Origin of the sequence: Streptomyces sp. NPDC091281 (assembly GCF_044757425.1) — a bacterium.
In the GTDB taxonomy this organism is placed as follows: Bacteria; Actinomycetota; Actinomycetes; order Streptomycetales; family Streptomycetaceae; genus Streptomyces.
In genome coordinates this window covers 182,029-199,146 of record NZ_JBIVUY010000014.1, presented here as the reverse complement: position 1 = coordinate 199,146, position 17,118 = coordinate 182,029, and the positions used below count along the sequence as shown (strand labels likewise).

Annotated in this window: 29 protein-coding genes; 24 read left to right on the top strand and 5 right to left on the bottom strand. The window is 69.4% G+C overall.

The genetic code is table 11. The features are described 5' to 3' along the window. The first annotated feature begins 160 nt into the window (after window positions 1-160). The 11 genes from ACIQPQ_RS31355 to ACIQPQ_RS31305 all read left to right on the top strand — a co-directional run bounded on the left by ACIQPQ_RS31355 (window position 161) and on the right by ACIQPQ_RS31305 (window position 7,769). A complete protein-coding gene (locus ACIQPQ_RS31355) occupies window positions 161-376 on the top strand; it encodes a hypothetical protein (RefSeq protein WP_401310544.1) in 216 nt (71 codons plus the stop codon). 213 nt (window positions 377-589) lie between these two features. After that, window positions 590-826 carry a hypothetical protein gene (locus tag ACIQPQ_RS31350; RefSeq protein ID WP_401310541.1) on the top strand — a complete coding sequence of 79 codons (237 nt, stop codon included), beginning with the start codon at window positions 590-592 and terminating at the stop codon, window positions 824-826. Window positions 827-1,104: 278 nt separating this feature from the next. Then, window positions 1,105-1,488 carry an ATPase gene (locus tag ACIQPQ_RS31345; protein ID WP_401310539.1) on the top strand — a complete coding sequence of 128 codons (384 nt, stop codon included), beginning with the start codon at window positions 1,105-1,107 and terminating at the stop codon, window positions 1,486-1,488. A gap of 16 nt (window positions 1,489-1,504) precedes the next feature. Continuing rightward, window positions 1,505-1,684, top strand: a complete 180-nt coding sequence (locus ACIQPQ_RS31340; protein ID WP_401310536.1) for a hypothetical protein — start codon at window positions 1,505-1,507, stop codon at window positions 1,682-1,684. Window positions 1,685-1,784: 100 nt separating this feature from the next. Next, window positions 1,785-3,140, top strand: coding sequence for a hypothetical protein (locus ACIQPQ_RS31335; RefSeq protein ID WP_401310533.1), 1,356 nt, complete (start codon window positions 1,785-1,787; stop codon window positions 3,138-3,140). Window positions 3,141-3,163: 23 nt separating this feature from the next. After that, window positions 3,164-3,766, top strand: a complete 603-nt coding sequence (locus tag ACIQPQ_RS31330; protein ID WP_401310531.1) for a hypothetical protein — start codon at window positions 3,164-3,166, stop codon at window positions 3,764-3,766. Between the two features lie 61 nt (window positions 3,767-3,827). Further along, window positions 3,828-6,038 (top strand): hypothetical protein, encoded by a 2,211-nt coding sequence (locus ACIQPQ_RS31325; protein WP_401310528.1) that lies wholly within the window; start codon window positions 3,828-3,830, stop codon window positions 6,036-6,038. A gap of 211 nt (window positions 6,039-6,249) precedes the next feature. Next, on the top strand, window positions 6,250-6,552 hold the full coding sequence (locus ACIQPQ_RS31320) for a hypothetical protein (protein ID WP_401310525.1): 303 nt from the start codon (window positions 6,250-6,252) through the stop codon (window positions 6,550-6,552). 89 nt (window positions 6,553-6,641) lie between these two features. Next, window positions 6,642-7,145: a hypothetical protein gene (locus ACIQPQ_RS31315; RefSeq protein WP_401310522.1), complete on the top strand. Its 504-nt coding sequence runs from the start codon at window positions 6,642-6,644 to the stop codon at window positions 7,143-7,145. Window positions 7,146-7,155: 10 nt separating this feature from the next. Then, window positions 7,156-7,458 (top strand): hypothetical protein, encoded by a 303-nt coding sequence (locus ACIQPQ_RS31310; protein WP_401310519.1) that lies wholly within the window; start codon window positions 7,156-7,158, stop codon window positions 7,456-7,458. Window positions 7,459-7,529: 71 nt separating this feature from the next. After that, window positions 7,530-7,769 carry a hypothetical protein gene (locus tag ACIQPQ_RS31305; protein WP_401310516.1) on the top strand — a complete coding sequence of 80 codons (240 nt, stop codon included), beginning with the start codon at window positions 7,530-7,532 and terminating at the stop codon, window positions 7,767-7,769. A gap of 257 nt (window positions 7,770-8,026) precedes the next feature. Here the strand turns inward: ACIQPQ_RS31305 and ACIQPQ_RS31300 are convergent, their stop codons facing one another. The 3 genes from ACIQPQ_RS31300 to ACIQPQ_RS31290 form a co-directional block, all read right to left on the bottom strand. After that, on the bottom strand, window positions 8,027-8,401 hold the full coding sequence (locus ACIQPQ_RS31300) for a DUF6221 family protein (protein ID WP_401310513.1): 375 nt from the start codon (window positions 8,399-8,401) through the stop codon (window positions 8,027-8,029). Further along, entirely contained in the window at window positions 8,394-8,924 is a 531-nt protein-coding gene (locus ACIQPQ_RS31295; RefSeq protein WP_401310510.1) for an HD domain-containing protein, read from the bottom strand. The genes ACIQPQ_RS31300 and ACIQPQ_RS31295 overlap by 8 nt, the downstream gene beginning before the upstream one ends. 96 nt (window positions 8,925-9,020) lie before the next feature. Then, the gene (locus tag ACIQPQ_RS31290; protein WP_401310507.1) at window positions 9,021-9,299 is read right to left on the bottom strand and encodes a hypothetical protein; all 279 of its coding nucleotides are present in this window, start codon (window positions 9,297-9,299) and stop codon (window positions 9,021-9,023) included. 165 nt (window positions 9,300-9,464) lie between these two features. Between ACIQPQ_RS31290 and ACIQPQ_RS31285 the strand changes: the two genes are divergently transcribed. The 13 genes from ACIQPQ_RS31285 to ACIQPQ_RS31225 all read left to right on the top strand — a co-directional run bounded on the left by ACIQPQ_RS31285 (window position 9,465) and on the right by ACIQPQ_RS31225 (window position 13,692). Further along, window positions 9,465-9,797: a hypothetical protein gene (locus ACIQPQ_RS31285; protein WP_401310504.1), complete on the top strand. Its 333-nt coding sequence runs from the start codon at window positions 9,465-9,467 to the stop codon at window positions 9,795-9,797. Between the two features lie 72 nt (window positions 9,798-9,869). After that, the gene (locus ACIQPQ_RS31280) at window positions 9,870-10,205 is read left to right on the top strand and encodes a hypothetical protein (RefSeq protein ID WP_401310501.1); all 336 of its coding nucleotides are present in this window, start codon (window positions 9,870-9,872) and stop codon (window positions 10,203-10,205) included. A 10-nt stretch (window positions 10,206-10,215) separates the two neighbouring features. Then, a complete protein-coding gene (locus ACIQPQ_RS31275; RefSeq protein ID WP_401310498.1) occupies window positions 10,216-10,599 on the top strand; it encodes a hypothetical protein in 384 nt (127 codons plus the stop codon). Further along, window positions 10,596-10,892 (top strand): hypothetical protein, encoded by a 297-nt coding sequence (locus ACIQPQ_RS31270; protein WP_401310495.1) that lies wholly within the window; start codon window positions 10,596-10,598, stop codon window positions 10,890-10,892. Before ACIQPQ_RS31275 ends, ACIQPQ_RS31270 begins: the two co-directional genes overlap by 4 nt. Further along, window positions 10,889-11,377, top strand: coding sequence for a hypothetical protein (locus ACIQPQ_RS31265; protein ID WP_401310492.1), 489 nt, complete (start codon window positions 10,889-10,891; stop codon window positions 11,375-11,377). Before ACIQPQ_RS31270 ends, ACIQPQ_RS31265 begins: the two co-directional genes overlap by 4 nt. A 119-nt stretch (window positions 11,378-11,496) precedes the next feature. After that, on the top strand, window positions 11,497-11,625 hold the full coding sequence (locus ACIQPQ_RS31260; protein WP_401310489.1) for a hypothetical protein: 129 nt from the start codon (window positions 11,497-11,499) through the stop codon (window positions 11,623-11,625). 3 nt (window positions 11,626-11,628) lie between these two features. After that, window positions 11,629-11,826, top strand: coding sequence for a hypothetical protein (locus ACIQPQ_RS31255; RefSeq protein WP_401310486.1), 198 nt, complete (start codon window positions 11,629-11,631; stop codon window positions 11,824-11,826). Further along, window positions 11,823-12,044, top strand: a complete 222-nt coding sequence (locus ACIQPQ_RS31250; RefSeq protein ID WP_401310483.1) for a hypothetical protein — start codon at window positions 11,823-11,825, stop codon at window positions 12,042-12,044. Before ACIQPQ_RS31255 ends, ACIQPQ_RS31250 begins: the two co-directional genes overlap by 4 nt. 10 nt (window positions 12,045-12,054) lie before the next feature. Then, window positions 12,055-12,456 carry a GNAT family N-acetyltransferase gene (locus ACIQPQ_RS31245; RefSeq protein ID WP_401310480.1) on the top strand — a complete coding sequence of 134 codons (402 nt, stop codon included), beginning with the start codon at window positions 12,055-12,057 and terminating at the stop codon, window positions 12,454-12,456. An 8-nt stretch (window positions 12,457-12,464) separates the two neighbouring features. Further along, entirely contained in the window at window positions 12,465-12,725 is a 261-nt protein-coding gene (locus tag ACIQPQ_RS31240) for a hypothetical protein (protein WP_401310477.1), read from the top strand. Beyond that, window positions 12,722-12,877, top strand: a complete 156-nt coding sequence (locus ACIQPQ_RS31235; RefSeq protein ID WP_401310475.1) for a hypothetical protein — start codon at window positions 12,722-12,724, stop codon at window positions 12,875-12,877. Before ACIQPQ_RS31240 ends, ACIQPQ_RS31235 begins: the two co-directional genes overlap by 4 nt. Next, window positions 12,874-13,104 carry a hypothetical protein gene (locus ACIQPQ_RS31230; RefSeq protein ID WP_401310472.1) on the top strand — a complete coding sequence of 77 codons (231 nt, stop codon included), beginning with the start codon at window positions 12,874-12,876 and terminating at the stop codon, window positions 13,102-13,104. The genes ACIQPQ_RS31235 and ACIQPQ_RS31230 overlap by 4 nt, the downstream gene beginning before the upstream one ends. 231 nt (window positions 13,105-13,335) lie before the next feature. After that, window positions 13,336-13,692, top strand: a complete 357-nt coding sequence (locus ACIQPQ_RS31225; protein ID WP_401310469.1) for a hypothetical protein — start codon at window positions 13,336-13,338, stop codon at window positions 13,690-13,692. 478 nt (window positions 13,693-14,170) lie between these two features. Here the strand turns inward: ACIQPQ_RS31225 and ACIQPQ_RS31220 are convergent, their stop codons facing one another. Next, entirely contained in the window at window positions 14,171-15,853 is a 1,683-nt protein-coding gene (locus ACIQPQ_RS31220) for a hypothetical protein (protein ID WP_401310466.1), read from the bottom strand. A 13-nt stretch (window positions 15,854-15,866) separates the two neighbouring features. After that, window positions 15,867-17,117, bottom strand: a complete 1,251-nt coding sequence (locus ACIQPQ_RS31215) for a PBSX family phage terminase large subunit (RefSeq protein WP_401310463.1) — start codon at window positions 17,115-17,117, stop codon at window positions 15,867-15,869. Window position 17,118 lies beyond the last annotated feature (1 nt).

The window sequence follows — 17,118 nt, the reverse complement described above, 5'->3', positions numbered from 1 at the left end:
CTGCCGCTGAGGCCGCCCGTCGGGCCGCGGAGCAGCGCCGCTAGCGCCACCCCCTAGATCGCCGTGTCGGCGGGGAAGTTCCGATCCCCCGCGGCCCCCGTCGGCACGGCCCCAAGCTTCCCTCCTTTCACCCTCCGATCACCCCTTGAAGGGCACCCCCATGTCTCCGTTCATCTCCAACGCCGATCTGGCCGTCACGGATCTGGGCCGCCGGGTCCGTGCGACGACGAACGTCGCCGACCTGTTCGGCAGTGAATTCGACCGGGCGCTGTACCGGGAGACCGTGTACAGCGTCCCGGACTCGGAGCGGTCCACCTGCCCGAACCACCTGGACTGGGTGGCCGACTGCGCTCACCTGCACCTGCGGGCCGCCTGATGGACGGCTGGCGTAACAGGTCCGAGGGCGGCGCCGGCCGCACGGACGACAGCCGCCGCCCGGGAATGGCCCGCCCGAACGCCGCTACCGCGCCGGGTGACCACGACTGGAACGGCCGTCATCCGACAGCGGACGGATCGCGGCAGGGCATCGACGTCCGCATGAACCGGCGCCTCCGCGTCACCTCCAGCTAACCCACGGAAGGAGCCCGTCATGGGCGACAGCACCGACTTCTTCGAGATCGTCACCACCGACGGCCAGGTACTCAGCAAGGGAAGCAAGGTCCCCCACGGCTTGGTCGGCGGCGGCAAGTGGGCCCCGGCGCTGGACGTCGAGTCGTTCACCCCGTCCGGGGACTGGGTCGACGTCCACCTGTCCGACGGCTGGACGGTCAGCCTGCCCGAGGCGCAGATCGCCCGCATCGTCACCCGCCGCACGGACAGCCCGTGACGGCTGGTCGGGCTGCCTGCTGGTTCTGCGGCTGCGACGACAACCCGCCCACCGCCACCATCTGCGGCTTCTGCGGCCACCACGCCGCCGACGGCCCCGACCAACTCCACACGACCCCCATCCAGCAGACAGCCACCCCGAGAGGAGCCCGCCGTGGGCAAGGAGATCAACCCCGACACCGGCAGTGAGATCGAGCGCGAGGAGGACGGCGACTACACCGTCACCTTCTCCATGAGCCTCCCGCCGCGCCGCAACCAGACCGACGAGGAGTGACGGCTGTGGCGGAGATCCGCATCGTGTCATTCGGCTACCTGCACGACCAGCCGCCCACCGACACCGACATCACCCTCGACCTGCGGCGGGCCTTCCGTGACCCGCACGTCGACCCGAGGATGCGGCAGCTCACCGGCCACGACCGGCTCGTCCAGGACGCCGTCCTCCGCACCCCTGGCATCCGCCGCCTCCTGCGGGCAACAACCCGGCAGGTACAGGCCTACGCATCCGGCCCGGCCGCTAGCCGCATCGTCGTCGGGTCCGGATGTGCGGGAGGCCGCCACAGGTCAGTCGTCGTCGCCGAGACCCTGGCCCGCCGCCTCCGCCGACGAGGCCACACCGTCACCATCCACCACCGCGACCTGCACCTGCCGGTCGTCAACCGCTAACCCCTAAGGAGAACGCATGTCTTCCTACAGCGACTTCATCGAGGACAAGAACCGCGAGGCGATCGCCGCCGTTGCCGCCGGAGATCCTGACGCCGTCGCCAAGGCCATCGCCTACGCCGTGGTCGAGGGCGGCGAAACGCTCAACGAGACGATGCGGGCCATGAACGAGGCCACGCTGCGCCAGCAAGGCCAGTGACAGGCCGGTAGTCCTCGGCGGACGCCCCCCTCGGAGCGCCCGCCCAGGTCATCCGACCAGCCACCCCACCCCGCCCTGCTTGAGAGGACCTTGATCCGCCATGACTGCCAGCCCGCAGGTGAACGGCCACCCCCGGCCCGTCCCGCCCGTGCTGGGGGACTGGCAGCCCATACAGGCCGCCCCCACCCCCAACCCGGCACCCGAGCCGGACGGTGACCTTGTCGCCCAGGCGCAGGCCGAGGCGATCCGCGCGCAGGCGTGGGCCGACTCGGAGAAGCAGCGCCTCGCCGCCGAAGCCGAGAAAGAAGCCGCACTCCAGCTCGCTGCGGCGGAGGCGGATGCGATCCGGGTCCGCGCTGAGGAGGACGCCCGGAAGCAGCGCCTCGCCAACGACCGCGCCGAGAGGAAGGCAGCCGAAGAGCAGGCTGCCTCGGACGCCCGGATCGCCGAACACCAGCGGCGCCGCGACGACGCCGACCGCGCCCGCGAACACGCCGCCCGCACGGACGAAGAGCAGCAGCAGAGCCGAGCCGACCGCGCCGACGCCGTCAAGAAGTCGAGCAAGCGGTGGCGTCGCGTCGCCCTCGGCTTCTACGGGCTGTGTGCGGCAGTCGCCCTGCCCGTCCAGATGAACGCCTTCTACGACCCGACCGCCAAGTACCTCCTCATCGCCCCCGTGTTCATCGAGGTGATCGCCCTCGTCGCCCTCGTCGGTGCCGCCGCCGCAGTCACTGCGGGCCGCCCGCACTGGCACTACCGGGCCGTCGCCTGGGCGGGTGCTCTCACCGCCGCTTCGATCAACATCGTGCATGGACTCGCCGAGTACGACGCGGCGACCGCGTTCGGCACGGCGCTCGCCTCCATCGCCGGGCCGGGGATGTGGGACCTCCACGAGCACGGCCGCATCCGCAAGCGCGACGGGAAGCTGTCGCGGCGGGAGCGCCGCGCAGCCCGAAAGGCAGCCAAGGCGGAGGCGAAGCGGAACGCCGCCGAAGAGGCGCGGCGGGCCGCCGACCAGCAGGCCGCCGAAGAGGCCGCGGAGGTCGAGCGGCTGCGGCTCATCAACGACCGGCAGCGCGAGTTCCCGAGGGTGTGGGCGGAGGCTGTGAGGATCGGCGCGGCCCTCGGGAAGCGCCCCGACGACCCGGCTGTCTGGCCGCGCGCCTACCGCAACGTCGAGGGCTGCGATCCGGGCGAGTCGATCGAGTCCATCACTGCCCGCCGCAAGGCCGAAGCGAGGGTCACCGCAGCCCTCACCGGCACCCCCGTGAACACCGTCAGCAAGGTCACAAACGCGCAGCGCGCTGACCAAATGCCCCGAGCCCAGCGAGGCCCCGCTCGCAAGCCCCCGAAGCGGCAACCCGGCGACACCCAGAGGTACGTACAGGCCGCCCGGAACCAGGCCGCGATCGCAGCCCGCAGCACCGCCAAGAACGCCCGCCCGAACGCCAACTGACACCCCTACAGGAGACCTTCGTCATGAACTCCGTCGTCCGCCGGATCGCCGTTTCGGGCAGTGCCGCCGCAGCCCTCCTCGGCGGTGCCGCCGCCATCACGGTCGCCACCCCCGACACCGCGTCCGCCGTCGAACTCCAGGCCCGCATCACCCACGCAACCGGAGCCCCCGTCACCCTCCCCGACGGGCGCACGATGCGCGTCCCCGGACTCGACACCGCCGGCCACCACGCCACCCCCGCCCAGCAGTCGACGGTCGTCACCATCGCCGCATCCAGCGGGGACCCCGACCCGTCCGGGATCGTCACCGGCATCACCCCCGACGGGGGAGCGGGCTCCGCCCTCCAGGGCCCGAACAGCCCCCAGCAGCAGGCGCCGATCGGATACCCGCAGCAGATCCAGACCCAGGCCGGGGGAGGGGCGATCGGGATCGGCATCGTGTCGATCCTCATCCTCGCGATCATCGTGTTCGTCAAGGTCAAGCACAGCGGACTCAAGCCCGTCGACGCCACCATCGGCGTCCTCTTCGGGATCGCCCTGTCCGGCACGGTGATCGGCGCGATGGGCAGCCAGCTCACCAACTCCCTCGTCGGATCGCTCGGCACCATGCTCGGCGGCCTCGGCTAGCCACCCCTCTACGGCGGGGCCCACCACCGGGCCCCGCCCCCGACCCGAAAGGAGAGGCCGCGTGGCCACCGAGACCGATCCGACGCCCGTCGAGCAGGCGATCCCGCCCAAGCCCGACACCCCGCCCACCACCCCCGAGCCCAGCCGCGGAGCCCGAGCCACCAAGGCGTTCGCCGCGCAGTGGGCCCACGCCTCCGCGCGTACCCGTGACTGGCTGGAGGGCGGTGACATAGACCCCGTCACCGCGATCCAGCTGGCCACCGACACCAAGACCCGCAAGTACAACAGCACGATCGCCCAGCAGCAGCGGCTCGTCGCAGAATCCCACGCGCGGTTCGCCGTCGCCAAAGCCCAAGCCGACACCAACCCCGCAGCCAGCAGCCCCGGCACCCTCGCCTCCCTCTCCGGCCGGGTGGCTGCCGAGGAGTCCAAGCTGGCCGCCATGCAGGCCACGCCGCTTCTCCCGCCGACCGACCGGGAGATCGGCATGGCCCGCGCCAGCAAGCGCGCCGGACGCGCTGCGGCCCTCGCCGTCGGCGGCTTCACCACCCTCCCCGCCCTCGGCGCCGGACTCGAACAGGCCGCGGCCGGTCAGCCCATGCTGCTCGCCGCCCTCGGCACCGCCGCAGGCTACGGCTGGTACCTCGTCAGCCGCCCTTTCGGCGACGGCCAGCCTGCCCCTGCCCCGAGCATGGAGGCGCAGCAGCTGGCCACCCCCGTCAACATGACGAAGCCCGAAGAGCAGCCTGGGCAGCGTGAGTTCAACGCACCACCGCCCCCCGCGCTCACGATCAAGGAACTCGGCGACGCGCTGCGCGCCATCGGTGAAGTGCGCGGCGAGGAGCAGTTGCAGATCCTCGCGGTACCTCAGCGGGACACGGACGGAAACACCACCGTCGTCTTCGACCTGCCGCCCCGGACCACCGTCGCCGAACTGAAGAAGAAGCTGCCCAAGCTGGCAGGAGCGCTCGGCCGCGACGTGTCCATGGTCGACGTGGAGAAGGCGGGCACAGAGGTCCGCACATCCCTGTGGATGACCGACAAGGACCCTTTCGCGGACACCCGGCCCTCGCCGCTCATCAAGCAGCCGACCCAGCTGGACGCCTGGAAGGACGGGGTGCCGGTCGGCTGGAACAAGCGCGGCATCACCATCCGGCTTGCGATCAACAACCAGTCCTTCGTCATCGCCGGAACGAGCCGGTCCGGCAAGGGCGTCGGTGCCTCCAACCTGGTCGTCGGCGCCAGCTTCGACCCGCGGATCAACCTGCGGATCGTCGCCGGAAAGCAGAACGCCGAATGGAACCCTTACGCCAAGTCCGGCGTCGCCTCGACCTACTTCAAGCCCGACCCGGCCCGGCTCCTGGCGCTCCTCCAGGCCCTGCTCGCCGACAAGGATCGGCGCGAGCGGGCGCTCAACGACCTCGGCAAGAGCAAGCTGGTCGCCCCCATCATCGACATGATCGGCGGCCTGGAAGTAGTCGTCATCGACGAGGTCGCCGCCTACACCCGGCCTGGCAAGCCGCTGCGCGACGAGATCCTGGAAGCGTTGATCGAGCTGTCCGCAGTCGCGCTTGGCGCCGGAATCATCCTCGTACTGATCACCCAGTACCCGGAGGTCGACGTCATCCCGCAGGCCCTGTCCGCGAACCTCGGGGCCAAGTGGGCGATGCGAGTGGAGAACCCCACCCAGTCCAACGCGATCCTCGGCGCTGGACAGGCGGGCGCTGGACGCGACGCATCCAAGTTTGATCCTCCGCGTCCCGGCTTCGGATGGCTGGTGAATCCGTTCGCCGGGGTCACCGACCTTGCCCGCTCCTTCGATCTGGACGAGGACGAGCGCGGCGAGATCACCATGCTGCTGGATAAGGCTGCGAAGATCCGCGATGCTGCGGGGCGTCTGGCCGGGCAGTGGGACGACCCGATCGAGAAGCATCTCCTCAACGCCACCGGCCTCTCCTCGGCGGCGGGCGGCCCCAAGCGGGACGGGCAGCCGGGGCGGAACGTCCTCAACCACACGCCGGAGCAGCGCATGCAGACGGAGGCGCTACGGGGCTGCCTGATCGCCATGAACGATCTCGGCCGGGACGCGGCCCAGGTGAAAGAGATGGCCGAGATCATCGGCGGCGGCATGACGGAGACCCGCCTCGGCAAGTTTCTGCGTGATGGGGGAGCGGGCGGAACCATCAAGGTCGACATCGACGGCGTGGGGCGCGTGAACGGCTACCAGAGATCCGACATCGCCGACGCGCTGAGCCTCCTCGAAGGCCACTGATCCATCCGTCGATATGTGAGATTTGCCCCGGACTGGTACCCGGACAGTGCCCGGAATGCCCCGGACGGTCCACCCGGAAAGCCCGGACAGCACCCGGACGCTGTCCGGACACCGTCCGCCCTGTACCCGCCCCTGTCCGGGGTGCAGTCCGGGGCAAAACGTCCCATGTCCGCCTGAACAAACCACCCCAAACCCGAATTGGAGATCACCCATGTCCAAGATCAAGTCCTGGCGGCCCGGCGACGAGAAGCGCTTCTGCCGCGAGCTGGAACTCGGCAAGGAGTACTACTACGTGACCCAGCAGGCATGGGCGAAGGACTCCCGCCTCGCCCACACGGTCATCTTCACAGGGCACCTGCCGTTCACCGCGACGCCGTGCACGGCTGGCGGCTACAGCGCGGCCACGCTCCTGCGCAGGTTCGGCCCCTTGTATGACGCGCCGCCGCCCGGCATCCGCAACATCGAGGACCCCGAACCGCAGTTCCCGCCGAACGCCCGACTCATCGACTTCTAGCTGTGCCGGGGCGCCCCTCGAATGCCTGGAAGCGACCAGGGGCGCCCCTTCCACCCGACTACGCGCATGCGCACAGAGAGCAGCCCTACATGACCACGATCACCCGACCACCCGCAACCCAGCCGCCCGTCCTCGACCTCGACCTCGACACCCGACTCGCGCTCGTCGACGCGGCAATGGCCGTCCGCCTCGACCAGGCCGCGGTCGCCTTCGAGGTGAACACCGCCCACCTGCCCGCCGGCGACCCGGTCCCGCACATCACCGCAGCGCCGATCCCGCCGCCCGCCAACCCGTACAGCACCCCCGTCGCCCGACTGCTCCACGACGCCCGCATCCGCCTGGAGACCGACGGCTGGTGCGCCGGCTCGATGCGCGGCGAGGGGCGGCAGGTGTGCCTGTACGGGGCGATCCGTGCCGCCGCAGCCGGGACCGGTCCTGTCGACGGGGTGATGGCGGTGCTGCTGGAGGTGATCCGCCGCGACCTGCCCCACGTCGTGTCCGTGCCCGACTGGAACGACCGCCACGGCACCGCCCCAGCCGCGGCCCGCTACCTCGACCTCGCCGCCCACCTCGCCCACACCCGCAACCAGTAGGAGGACTCGCATGGGAGTCAGCATCAGCCACGGTGTGCCGTCGACGCGGTCCGCCACCACCATCGCCAACCTCGGCCAGCACCTGGCGCACGTCCTCAGCGGCAGCGAATGGCGGGAGGTCAGCGGCCTGTTCGACGGGCGGCTCTACACCCCGGTCTTCACCCCGCCAGCCCAGGCGGCGCGGATCGCCGTGCTACTCGCCAAGGCGGCCCGGAGCCAGGCGATGGATCCGGAATGGGCACAGCTCGCCAACCTCCTCGCGGGCGCTGCCGAGCGAGCCGCACGGGCAGGGCAGAACTGGGAGTGGACCTGACGCCCGACCACCCCACCGCTCGAATCCACGCCGTCGAATACGACAGCCCCGTCAACCATTAGGAGACCGCAATGCCCACCTACACGATCACCCGCCCCGTCCGGCCCTCCGGTGTCATCACCGCGAAGGTACGAGCCGCCAGCCCCGCCGAGGCCACCCGCAAGGCGGACGCCGGAACCTACAGCATCGACCCCGACTTCGCCGCGAAGGGGTACACCGTCGACCTGAACGCGGAACCCGAGGTGTGGGAACTCCACGGCCTGACGGGCTCGCGATCCCGGCACATCTCCGGCCCGCGCTACAGCGACTGACGTCTGACTATCTGTCGGAGCCTTGGCCATCAGTGACGGTCGAGGCCACGACGGGTGTGGGCACGGCGCGGGCGGTCCATCCGCGCCCGACTGCGTCGGTGGGGAGTGTCGCAGGCTGCGCGTCGAGGAGGCGGCAGAGGCGGTCGAGTTCGGCTTGGCAGGCGGCTCGTGTCGCGGCCCGCACCATATAGACGACGTCACCCATGAACGCAGTCTGCCCCGCCCACGGTCTGGGCGGGGCAGGTTTGCCGATACGGCTACGGGCGCCACTCGGCGCGGTAGCCGGGACGGTCCGCGTAGACGGAGGCCATGATGCGGACCTGCCTGCCGAGTGCTGCCACGATCTTCACGTAGGAGTCGGCACCATCGGCCGCCTGCTGGAAGACCTGCTCGTAGTGGGCGAGCGCCTGCCGCTTGGCGTCGATCTCGCGCAGCACCCGCACCGGATCATGCCGGACGATGTGCTCGGCGACCCCGGCCCAGTTGACGGAAGCGCACTCCTCCGCACGATCGCCTTCGGTGGCGACGATGACGCCTGTCTCGCCGATCTGCCAGAAGGTGTCACCAGCTCGGCGCGCGATCCGCTCGTCCTCGTCGAGCTGCTGACCCAGCCAGCGTGTCAGCTCATCCATCCTGCGCCTCCCCAGCCTGTCGTTCGCGAAGCTCGTCGATGAGCGACGGGTTGACGATGGCGATGATGGCCTTGATGTCGCGGTTGTCGGCGGCGGGCCACAGGATATCGCGGGCGGCCCGGTACTTCGCGGCCAGCCGTACCCGCTTTTCCTCGGGAAGCTGGGCGGCCCTGTCGGGATGGGAGTTGTGGGCGTTGTCCGCGATCTTCAAGAGAACTGCGTCACGCCCCCGCCCGGTGATGCGCGTGACCTGCTCCTCGTAGGGGACGCCCCGCTCGTTCGTGACCGCTTCCACCAGCGCGACCACGTAGTCCGGGACGCCAGCCCCGCGCAACTGCTCGGCAGTCCAGTCGGTGTCCTCGATGACATCGTGCAGCAGCCCGGCCATCACCAAGTCGTCGCCGAACAGTGCGAGCCCGGCCGCGACCGCACGGACGTGCTCGACGTATGGGACACCGATCTTGTCGACCTGGCCCGCGTGCGCTCCAGCTGCGAACGCGTCGACTTCCTGAACTGTCTTCATGCTTCACCCTCCTGGTCGCTCTTGCTGCTGATTCCAGCTCCATCGAATAGGCGGTACAGGGCGGTGCGTCCGGGGTGCCTGGCCACGGTCCTCCGTTCAGCCGGAGGTGCTACCCCCGACGCGTTTCTTGGGCTTGATGGAGCGGACGGTGGGCTGCCTCTTGCGAGGCACGTCGTACTCGCGGGCGATGCCGCGAACCGTCTCGCCAGACCAGGGGAGATGGGCCGCCAGGGCGTCGTTGGTCACCTCGTGGGACTTCAGCTCGGCAGCGACTGCGGCACGTAGTTCGATGCGCGCTTGTTCTGCTGCTTCCTGCGCCCTATCGAAGGCGGTCAGAGCCTCAGTCAGTTCGGGGCTGGGCGTGTAGGCGGTCATTCCCACATGGTTGCACAAGCCGCTTGGCCATGGCCATGGGGCTCGCGCCGGTCTGGACGGTATTGCAATCCAAGTCGCTTGGGCAATCTTGTTGGACCGCTTGCTTGTCCAAGCGGCTTGGACTAACTTGGAGTCATCGCCAAGCGAATCGACAAGGGAGACGCAATGACCACCATCGAACTCGCCGCCACCGTCGTCGCCGGGACCGCCCTCGTCCTCGCCCCCATCGACCCCCAGCCCATCCGCGACCTCAACACCCCGCCCGCCGAGCCCCAGCCCGAGCCCGCCACCCCCGAGTCGGCCGTCGTCGCCAACTACGACAACCACGGCAGCTTCTGGGGCTACGACACCCTCACCGCCACCGAGGCCGCCATCGCCAGCGCCGGCGGGGCCACCATCGACGAGTGGCACGTCACCGACCGCAACGGCCACCAGCTGCGCATCGTCCGCATCCAGGACCCGGCGTTCCTCGACACCATCTCCGTCATCCCGGCCTGACCGGCCCCAGGGCCCGGCCAGGGGAGGCCGGGCCCGCCGCCCCACCGAACATCCGCACCCAGGGGGACCCGCATGATCAGCTCGAACCGCGCTCGCCGTGCCACGGTGAAGGCCCGTACCACCGCCACCCGCGCCGCTCGCCGCATCACCCGCCGAGGCGTCGGCACCCTCGCCACCCACTGCCTCGCCGTCGGCCTCACCCCGCGGGACGCCCGGACCGTCGCGGGCAGTCTCCGCCGCAACGCCGCCAAGGCCGGGATTGCCGGGACGGTCGGGCGTACCTTCCGGAAGGGCGCCGCCCGCGCCTGCACCCGCTTCACCCGCGCCGCCGTCGCCCTCATCGCCGCCCTGTACCGGCCGCGCAAGCAGGAGTTCAAGACCGCCGCCGCCCGCCTCACCACCGCCTAGGGAGCCCCTGGTGTCTGACCTGTCCACTGCCCGTGCCCGTGTCCACGCGATGCTGTCCGACCCGGATGGCCTCGTCACCCGCGAACTCGACGCCCGACTGGACGAACTGCTCGCCGCCGCGACCGCCGAGCTGGAGTCCTTCCGCGCGCTGGAGCTGGGCGACCCTGACGGCCGAGTGTCCGCAGCGTGCGGTGACCCGAGCCATCCGACATGGCTGCGCGCGAAGGGCGACGGGCGCGGATGCCCGTGGTGCCGCATCGCCGAGTTGGAGAAGCTGACGCCCGCCTCCATCCAGACCTGCACCGAGTGCGGAGCCGGGTACACCCTCGGTGAGGCGTGCAGCGTCTGCGAGTACCGCAAGTGGATCGCCGCCGAGAAGGGAACCACACAGTGACCGCGATCAGGCTCATCGACCTGGACGTCCGCTGGACGGGCGTCGACGACACCACGTCGACCGGGCACGTCCTGGTCCTCGGCGTCGACTTCCTCGGCCTCCTGCGGCTCTGCCTGTACAAGGGCAGCACGCCCACCGACGGTGCCTTCCGAGGGCACCTTCTGATCTCGCCGGAAGGGCGGGGAAGGTACCTGCCGACCCGAACCACCGCCTACGGCCCCGGCGGGGCCTGGGTCACCAATAGCGGCGACCAGACAGCCATGCTCAAGCGGCTTGCGGAGGCGGGCCAGTGACTACCGCCTGGCCGTTCGGCACGGACGCCGACGAACACGACCCGCTCACCGCGCTCCGTATTCCCGTCACCGGAGCCCACCCGGTGTGGCGCTACATCGCCACCTTCGACCGCGACTCCGAAGCCCGCCCCACCGACCTCGAAGCCGCGCAGCTTGCCTCCTACATCGAGCACTACAAGGAGTACTGGTTCAACGACTCGTACAAGGCGAAGCTGATGAAACGCCCCCTCGACGTTGACGCCGTGACCCGCATCTTCCACAAGTGGGGCGACAACGACTGGTCCTACCGAGTCGACACCTGGCAGTACGGGCCGTTCTGGGTTCCCAGGGCACCCCGCCTGCGGGGCAGCCGGTACGACGAGGTCAAGACCGGGCCGCTCACCCTCGCGCAGGTCATGGACCGTGACCGCGGCATGGACAGCGAGTATCCGAGCAAGCCGTGGGCGGAGTGGAAGGCCGCCCACCCGGAGGTGTTCCCGCAGTGACTGCCCCGCCCGCGCCCGCCCCGCTGCCTTATGGCTGGTGGGAGGAGACGTCCGCCCAAGCCGCCCAAGCAGACGACCAGTACTGGGAAGACCAGTACGACCGAGATGAGGAGTGACCGATGAGCGACGACGACAACTACGAGGACTTCGAGCACGTGGACGTTCCGGACGACTACTGCCCCTTCCACCCCAACGGCGGATGCGCCGTCGAGGACCACTTCGCGAACCGAGACGAGGACGAGGACTAGGCCGTGCCTGCTGATCCGCGTGCCCGGCGGCTGGCTGAGGCGGTGCACGAACTGGCACGGCAGAAAGCCACCCGCCTCCCACCCTGGCCCGACCTACCGTTGTCCCACCGGGAGCAGGCCGTGACCGAGGCCCGACTGTGGCTGCGGGCCGCCATCAACACCGGCATCGCACCCACCGACTACCGGAGCGAGGACCGATGAACGACTCAGTAACCGACCTGATCATGGCCCGCTTGCACGCTGATGCGCTGGCCGAGAACGAGGAGCGCGACTGGTGGCGGACGGGCCGTATCCCGTGCTCGGACTGCGGCACGGTGGTCCGCACGAAGACGCTGGAGACCCTGCCCCCGCACAACTGCACCGCGCGCCAACAGGCCCGCCGCGAACGGGCAACCGACCACCCGACCACCGAGACGTGAGGAACCGACCATGAGCACCCCGAACGAACTCCGCGCCCGCGGCGCGGGCACCCTGCGGTTGATCCGAACCGAGACAGGCTGGCCCCACATCGAGTGGGAGGTTCGAACCCCGACCGAGGCCGCCGCTTACCTGAAAGCGCTGGACGGGGACAGTGTCTGGATCAGTCACATCGGCGTGGCTCCGGAGTACCGCGGGCAGGGACTCGCCAACAATCTCCTGTCCGCCGTTCTGGCCGAGTACAGCACCCGCGTGATCGGTCTAGCCGCGGCCCCGTTCCCGTCATGGCGCCAGCAGGGCCTCGACCACGACGACTTGCAGCGCTGGTACCGGCGGCACGGCTTCACCTCGGCGCCCCTCCCTGGCGACCCGTACCGCATGATCCGACCAGCCACCCCCTACGCCGAGAAGTGAGGACCGTCATGCCCATCGAGCCCGGACAGATTTACCGCAGTCTCAGCAACCGCCACCACCCGTCAGACGGGCCCACCCGCATCCGGATCACCAACGCCCCGATCGGCGCCACCGACCTCGACGGCATGCGGAAGGTTCAGGTCGTCACCCTCACCCGCGACGGCCGTGAGATCCGAACCCGATGGATGCGAGTCGACAAGCTCCACACCACACCCACCACCCGCGACGGGGCACCCCGCCGCACCGGATACATCCTGGAGACACAGTGACCCGCGATGAGTACGAGGCCCAGCGCCGCCGCCTCGAAGCCGACGCCGAAGACGCACGGAACACCCTCAACCGGGCCCGCGTCACCTACGACACGATCTGCAACCAACTCCGTGCCCTCCGCATCGAATGGAACGAACAGGAGAAGCAGTGACCCCGACGAAGCCGTCGCAGCCGTGGCGCCTCGTCGTAACCACGCCCGGCGCGCCCGCCTACATCAAATTCCGTTCCAAGACCGCCGCATACCGCGCCGTCCAGGACCACATTGAGCGGGTCGGCGCAGGACTGAGCCGCGCCACCCGCATCACCGTCGAGCAGTGGGACGTCGACACGCAACGCTGGACCCGCTACGAGAACGCCTGGGTGAAGGGAGCCTCGTGAACACCAACCAGTCGAAGCCGTCCACCGCGCCGCGCGGGGTATGCCGAGTCTGCGGCCGCGACTACAAACTCACCCGCGCCGGATTCCTCCCCCGACACTGGGCCCGCGACAACGACGGACAAGCCGCCACAGGACTCCCCAACTGCCGAGGCGTCGGGATGGGGCCCGCAAGCCTGCCGGGCGCACCTTGACCGACACCGCCCGAACCACTGCCACACGACAGGAAGCCGCATGAACCCCGACGACCTCGCCCACGACTACGACGACCCGTCCCTGCCCGAAGCGGTCAAGGCAGCCCTCCAGGCACGCGACCAGCGTCTCTCCCAAGGCGACTACGGGTACAACGTTCGGTCCGTCATCTCATTCCGCTACGACGGACCCGACGAAAACGGCTTTCGCCACGACATCGAACTCGCGGTATTCGACGGCCCCCTCCCCATCCCCGCAGTCGGCCAGCGCGTCGACCTGTGGAACACCCGCCCGCGCCAACCGTTCAAAGTGGACAGGGTCGCCCACTGGTTCGACCACTCGGCAGACGAGCAGGTTGCGATCACATACGTCCACCTGACCGTGCTCGACAGCGACTGACTACCCGCCCGCACCACCACCGAGGGCCGCTCCCACCATCCGGGAGCGGCCCTCACACACGCCCTGATCGCCCAGGTAGCGGGCACACTCAAGGGAAGGCCAACGAGAGGAGGAGTAATGCCGGGACGCAGGCACACCGGATTCAAATCAAAGGCGCAGTGGCGGTACTTCTTTGCCAACCCGCGGCTACGCCGCTTCGCACGAGACAAGGTGCACGCCACGAAAGGCGGGCCCGTAACCCGCTACCGCCGACTCCCCGCGCGTAAGGGCGCCCGCCGCCGCTAAACCCCGCGCGAGCCCCCGCCCACCCAACTCACGCCATCCCTATCCCAGCGCAGCCGGTCGCTCGGATCGCCGTACTCGGGATCAGATTCCAGGCAGTACCCGCACAACGCGCTGTGCTGCTCATCGGGGCCATGCCCCTGCTCCAGGTCGCAGACTGCTGTACCGTGCGCGTGCTTCAGCGTCGCCCCGCAACTCACGCCGCCTCCAGCCGGCGCTCATCCGCGGGTTCGTCCTGGCCCTCGTCCGAGCCGGCCTCCGAACCGTCACTCTCCTCGACGTCCTCGCCCAGGCTGCCGCCTGCGGGCTGTCCGCCCCCCGTGTTGTACGGGTCACCGGCGGGGGAGTCGGTGTGCCGCTGGTCGGTCCGGATACGAGCCACCTCCGCCCGCACCTCAGCATCCGTCAGCTCAGGCGACCGCCACTTCACCTTCATGAACGTGCTGATGGCGCCCGCCGCGTCCAGCAGCGACAGGGTGCGGGCTGTCGCCTCCGGATCGGGCTGCACAGCCTGCGGCCACGACGCGGTCAGCTCCGCCACCGGATCGACACCCTTCGCGCCGCAATGCGTGACGTCGACCATCATCAGCACCGTCAGATGCTCCAGCAGAGCAGGCCGCTGGTAGAGGATCTTCGTCCCGCGCGTCGTCAACGACTCCTCCTTGCGGGCAGTGACCTCCGTCGCCGTCACCGCCACGGTGCCCTCCTCGCCAGCGGACTGCGCGCTATACCCCGCACTGCTCAAGATCTGGCGGCGCAAAGCCTTCGCGGTCTGCTCATGCTCCTCCACCCGAATCTTGAACTGGACCTCGGTGATGGAGTCCTTCACGGTCTCCTCGCCCAGCAGGTTGAGGGCCACCAGCAGTTCGCGGTCCAGGTCGAACGATCCGCCGCTGCCCGGCCCGTCCGTGTCCAACATCGACTGCGGGACCACCACCCGAGCCTTGCCGAGGCGTAGGTCCCGCATCCAGGACGTCCACGTCTCGTCCAGAGCGTCCATCAGCGGCTCGATCCCAGAGAAGTCCGACCTGCCGAGGGGCGCAGTGTCGGGGATGCCGTCCCACACCCGGTTCGGCAGCACATTCGGCACATGCGTGATCAACAGCCGGTCGATGCCCGTCGCCTGCCTGCCCTGACCGTTCGTCCGCTTCACCAGGTACTCGGTGTCCGCATGATCCGACAAGTCCATCAGCTCGCCCAGCAGACCAATCCGCCCCTTGTACAGGCCGTACTCGATCCAGCCGGGAGTGTGCAGCTCCAGCAGCCGCCACACCTCGCCCCCATCCCTCACCGGGGCCAGCTCCCGCCACACGATCGCCTCCGCCAACGCCCCCCACCGCCACGTCGGCACCACGTTCTCTGGCTGCACCACGTCCGTCCACGGCCTCGGGCGCAGCGTCGTGTCCCACACGGCCCGCAGATACACGTTGCTGAGGCCCGCCGTCAGCTCGGCCGCCTCCCGCATCTTCGCGTGCCCACGGTCATCGAGGTACCGGCCGATCTGCGCCTGTGTCGACTCCGCGCGGTCCGTCGAATCAGCGTTCACCGTCACCCGCGGCACGTCCGCCCACAGCAGATTCGCCGACAGCTCCGCGATGTCCGCGCCGATCGGCACATGCAGCTTCGCCGCGGTCTGCCCCGGTGACGGGTCCTGACCCCAGAACATGCGCAGCTCACTGCCCGCGACCCGCCGACGGTCCACCTCGAAATACTCGCGCGCTGTCCCATTCCGCGTGTAGGCGGCCACCCCGCCGTACACGGCTGCCAGATGGTTTGGGTCACCCGAATACCAGGCACGCCACACGTCCATGTCGGCGTGCGGCACCTCCAACTGGGTCGGCGGCCAGGCGACTTCACTTCCGGGCTGGGGCAGCGGCATGGGGAGACTCCTTCTATGCGGCGAGGGCGAGCTGACGCTGCCAAAGCGGGCGGGTGGTGAAGATGCCGTAACGGAGGGCGTCCACGCCGTGGTCGGCGACCTTGAGGGGCTGCTCCTCGCCGCGCAGGGCGGCCTTGTCGTCCCAGCTGTAGCCGCCGATCTCCGTGATCAGCGCCTTGCAGGACTCGTGGACGAGGAGCTTGTTGGACGCCAGCAGGGAGCTGACGACGCGGATGCCGTCCATGACGTCATTCTTCGCCGGGGTCGGGGTAAGCCGGTCCCGCTTGAGCTGGGTGACGAACGAGGCAGCGGACGGGTCGACGGTGATGAACTGCGGGCGCACCGGGCCGAGTCCAGGAACGTCGCCCAGCCAGCCGCGTAGGCGCTGTGAGTACTCGGTGTCGGTGAGCTGCTTCTTCGTCTGCCGCGCCTCGTACCGCCACTCAGCCGCCGCATACAGCCGGCGGTCCCGGCCGAGACCGAGGAGCACTGCGTGGAACGGGTTGCTCGTGCCGTAGTCCACGCCGAGGCTGATCCACTTGTGGATGCCTTCGCGGGGCAGGCTGGTGACGATGTGCCGCTCACGGTCCCACGAGTCGTAGATCGCGCCCTCTGCGGCCACCCACTCACCGAGGATGAACCGCCGGTAGAACAGGCCCTCGTGGGAGGCCTTCATGTCGGCGACGTAGTCGGGGTCGAGGAATGGGTTGTCGTCGATCGTGAAGCTGAACCTGCTGACGGGCTTCTTGCCGGTTTGGGATAGCCAGTCGCGCATGAACCAGTGCGCCGGGTTGTCCGGGTTGGTGGTGCACAGCAGTTGGGCGCCACGCACCGACATGCGGCCGTACAGCTGCTCGAAAAAAATCTGCGGGACGAGGGTGACCTCGTCGACGTAAGCCCCGCACACCGTCATGCCGCGGATTTTCGGCTCCGACTTGGCGTCGTTGGCGCCGATGACGTGCACGGTCCGCCCCAAGATGACGGCTGTGGGGGCGCCAGGCGTGTAGTGGATGTGGGCGGCGATCGGCCCGAACAGGGCAGGGTCCTGCATGGGCAGGAACAGGTTGCGGTGGATGGTCTGGGACGTCTTCCCGATCATCACCAGCTCGCCCGTAGTCGGCGCATTCGCAATGAAGATCAGCCACTTGAGCAGGCTGGCGATCGTCTTCCCGGAGCGGATGGCACCCTCCCAGCAGGAGATCTTCGTCGTCGACTCAGCGACAGACCGGATCTGCTTCCGCGACAGAGGAAGGGTGTCGAGCACG